A 3,103-nucleotide genomic window follows, 5' to 3' on the forward strand; every position below is an offset into this window, starting at 1 on the left:
CATACTCCTCCAGGACCTCTGTCCCGCCTCGCTTCGAAAAGGACGGCGACACCCCCCACGGGCGACTCGCGAATCATCCGCGAACCGACGCGGCTCTACCTCTCGGCCGCGAATCGCTCCAGCTCTGACCGGGCGAAGCGAACCCGGTCGGTCTCCTCTCCCCTCGCCGCGCCCAGTTCGTCGGCCAGGTCGTGGGCGGCCTCGAGCCGATGACCGCGACGACGCCGGTCCTTGATGCCCCCCGCGCGACGGAAGCGCCGTCGCTGCTTCCAGGCACCACTCACGGCGTCGAGCTCGTCGTCGGTCATGGTTCCGTCGGCCACCTCGGGTGCAAGCACGTCGCGCATCGCCCGCCGCTCCCCCGCGACCGCCACGTGGAACACGCACACCACGATGAGGATCGGGACGATCACCCCGGCCAGCAGCAGGAGGCTGACCGCGACGGAGTTTCCGCCGGCGAGAGCCAGCGTGGAGTCCCACGTCCCGTGCAGCAGCATCGACGTGGCGCACAGGACGAGGCCCAGGCCGACGCGACGCTTCTGCCCGCGAGTGCCGACGAGGTAGACGACGCCCGCGCCGAAGATGGCGGAGTAGACGATGTGCGAGCTGAAGCCAGTGCCGAGCCGGAGCATCACGGTGTGCAGGCTCGTGCCGACCGGGTCCGCCCCGAAGCTCTCGGTCGCGGAGTTGATCGCGTAGAGGATGTCCTCGATGATCTCGAAGCCGAGCCCGACGAAGGCACCGATGACGAAGCCGTCGAAGGCCGTGCGCATGACTCGGGGCGCGATGAAGACCAGCAGCAGGACGCCGGCTCCCTTGCCGAGCTCCTCACCGAGCGGGGCGGCGATGCCGGCCCCCCACCCGTTGGCGAAGTCCTGCCCGAAGACCTTGCCGAGGATGCTTATCAACGCGGTGTTGCTGTGCAACGCGATCGTCCAGGTCGCCCCGAACCCGCCCCAGAGGAACGCCGCGAACCGCAGGTCCAGCGGTTGGCGGGAGTACCGGTCGATGTGCGTGGTGAACCACCAGAAGACCACCCCGTACAGCGAGAAGACGATGGCCGAGATCGCGAGTGGTTCCCCGGTCGTGCCGCCCACGACACGGACGGTGTCGAACGTGTACCAGAGCCCGTAGGCGATGACGGCCACGAAGACCCAGAGACAGGCATTGCGTGGTTGCCGCCACCCGACGGACGCGCCCCAGCCGGTGTCGGTGATCGCCGCTTTCCGGCGCTCCAGAAGGTCGGTGCCGCTCATGACGCACTCCCCTCGGCCGGCCGGACGGACAGCAGCATCCGCGCGACCTCGTCACCCAGGCGGTCGCCCGAGAGGCTCGCCGGCCCGACGGCCACGACCTCCACACCCACACCGTCGAAGACGTAGGCGGCCAAGAAGCCGTCGGAGTCGGCCGACGTGAAGGTGGCGAGCGCGCCGCGGTCGCCATCGGTGTTCTGGATCGTCGTCGGATCACCGCTCACCGCGAAGGCGGTGTCCTGGACCTGCTCGTTGTTCCGCTCGACCTGCTCGAGAAGCTCGGCAGCCGTGCCGTCGTAGTCGTCGACGAGCACCTGGAACGTGAGCCCGCCCGACGTGAGCACCGCCTGCTGCGGGTACATGCCGGTCGTCTTCGCCTCGCCCTGCCGCACACCGGCGACGAGGTTCCAGCCGGTTGCGGGGACCAGCTCCGCGGAGCCGACCTGCACGACGTCGCCGGGCCGGATCGGATCGTCGACCTGGAGATGGTCGTCGATCGCGGGAAGGACCCAGAACGCCAGCACGACCAGCGCGGTGACGACCGCAGCGGGCACGAGTGTCGCCCGGTCCATCCCGAGCCATCGACGTTCGACCGGTACCCAGTCGTCAGGACTCTTCATCGTCGAGGTCACGGGGTCTCCCTCCCCGGCGCCACAGCGCCCCGGATTCCCGACGTGCGTCAGGCTCGTCCGAGACGCTACCCGAAGCTCAGCGCTCGAGCCCGCCGACCACAGCCCACCTGCTCACGCCCCTCCCCGTTCCGACGGGCGGGGCGGTGGACGTCAGTCCAACGCCCCCAGCAGCTCCCGACCAGCGCGCAGCAGGTCGGCCACGCGATCGGTCGCCAGCGCGTACTCGACGGTGCCGCCCTGCCGGGTGGAGGTCACGAGCCCGACGCGACGCAGCACCGCCAGCTGCTGCGACAGCGACGACGACTCGACGTCGATGTCGGCGAGCAGCTCGCGCACGGCCATGGGCCTGGTCTCCAGCAGCTCGAGCACCCGGATGCGGACCGGGTGCCCGAGCGTGCGGAAGAGCTCGGCCTTGCTGTGGTGCAGTGGTGCGCTGGTGTCGCCCACCAGCTCAGGCGTCGTCGGCTGCAGCGGCCTCGAGTGCGGCGGCGACGCGACGGTGCGCCTCCCAGATCTCCTCGGGCAGGTCACGGAACTGCTCGAGGTGCACCTGGCGGTGCCCGATCTCCTCGCGCCAGCGGGTGACGTCGATCGTGAGGATCGTGTCGAGGTCGGCGAGCGCCTGGTCGTCCAGGCCCTCGAGCAGCAGCTCGTCGCGGGTCGGGATGACGCCGACGGGCGTGCGTTGACCCTCGACCTCGCCGTTCATGTACTGCATGAGCCACACGAGGGGGCGCAGGTTCTCGCGGTAGCCGGGCCACAGGAAGCGGCCGTCGTCGCCGCGCTGGAACCAGTTGACGTGCGCGAACACGGGCTTCTTCTCGGCGCGGCTGAACACCTCGAGCCAGTGCGCGGCGTAGTCGCCCTCGCCGTAGGACATGAACGGACGCATCGACATCGGGTCGTAGCGCAGCACGCCCTCGAGACCGTCGGCCGCGGCCGTGGCCTCGGCACCGAGCGTCAGGCCGTCGTAGACGCCCTCGGCGACGTCGTCGATGGCGCGGATGAGCGGCTCACGGTCGCGGGTGCGGCCACCGAAGATGACGCCGTGGATCTCGACGCCCTTCGGGTCCTCGAAGTCCTTCGCCACGTTGGGCACGTTCTCCAGCGTGGTGGTGAAGCGGCTGTTGGGGTGGGCCCAGGGGGCGTCGACCTCGTCGCCGGTGCGGTCGGCGATCGCGTCGCCCTTCCAGTCCTCCCAGCCGTCGAGGTCGGTGG

At 70.1% G+C, this 3,103-nt stretch carries 4 protein-coding genes; all 4 read right to left on the reverse strand.

Going from position 1 to position 3,103, the window contains the following annotated elements; genetic code table 11:
• Positions 1-95: 95 nt before the first annotated feature.
• Complete coding sequence (locus ASF38_RS08125; RefSeq protein WP_056575057.1) at positions 96-1,256, reverse strand: PrsW family intramembrane metalloprotease; 1,161 nt, start codon at positions 1,254-1,256, stop codon at positions 96-98.
• A complete protein-coding gene (locus tag ASF38_RS08130; protein ID WP_156366849.1) occupies positions 1,253-1,885 on the reverse strand; it encodes a hypothetical protein in 633 nt (210 codons plus the stop codon). Before ASF38_RS08130 ends, ASF38_RS08125 begins: the two co-directional genes overlap by 4 nt.
• Before the next feature lie 150 nt (positions 1,886-2,035).
• Positions 2,036-2,332: a helix-turn-helix transcriptional regulator gene (locus tag ASF38_RS08135; RefSeq protein ID WP_056575063.1), complete on the reverse strand. Its 297-nt coding sequence runs from the start codon at positions 2,330-2,332 to the stop codon at positions 2,036-2,038.
• A 4-nt stretch (positions 2,333-2,336) separates the two neighbouring features.
• Positions 2,337-3,103 (reverse strand): phosphoenolpyruvate carboxykinase domain-containing protein (locus tag ASF38_RS19170; RefSeq protein ID WP_235497519.1); only part of this gene is annotated, 767 nt, incomplete at its 5' end.

Source organism: Aeromicrobium sp. Leaf272 (genome assembly GCF_001422865.1).
Classification (GTDB): domain Bacteria; phylum Actinomycetota; class Actinomycetes; order Propionibacteriales; family Nocardioidaceae; genus Aeromicrobium.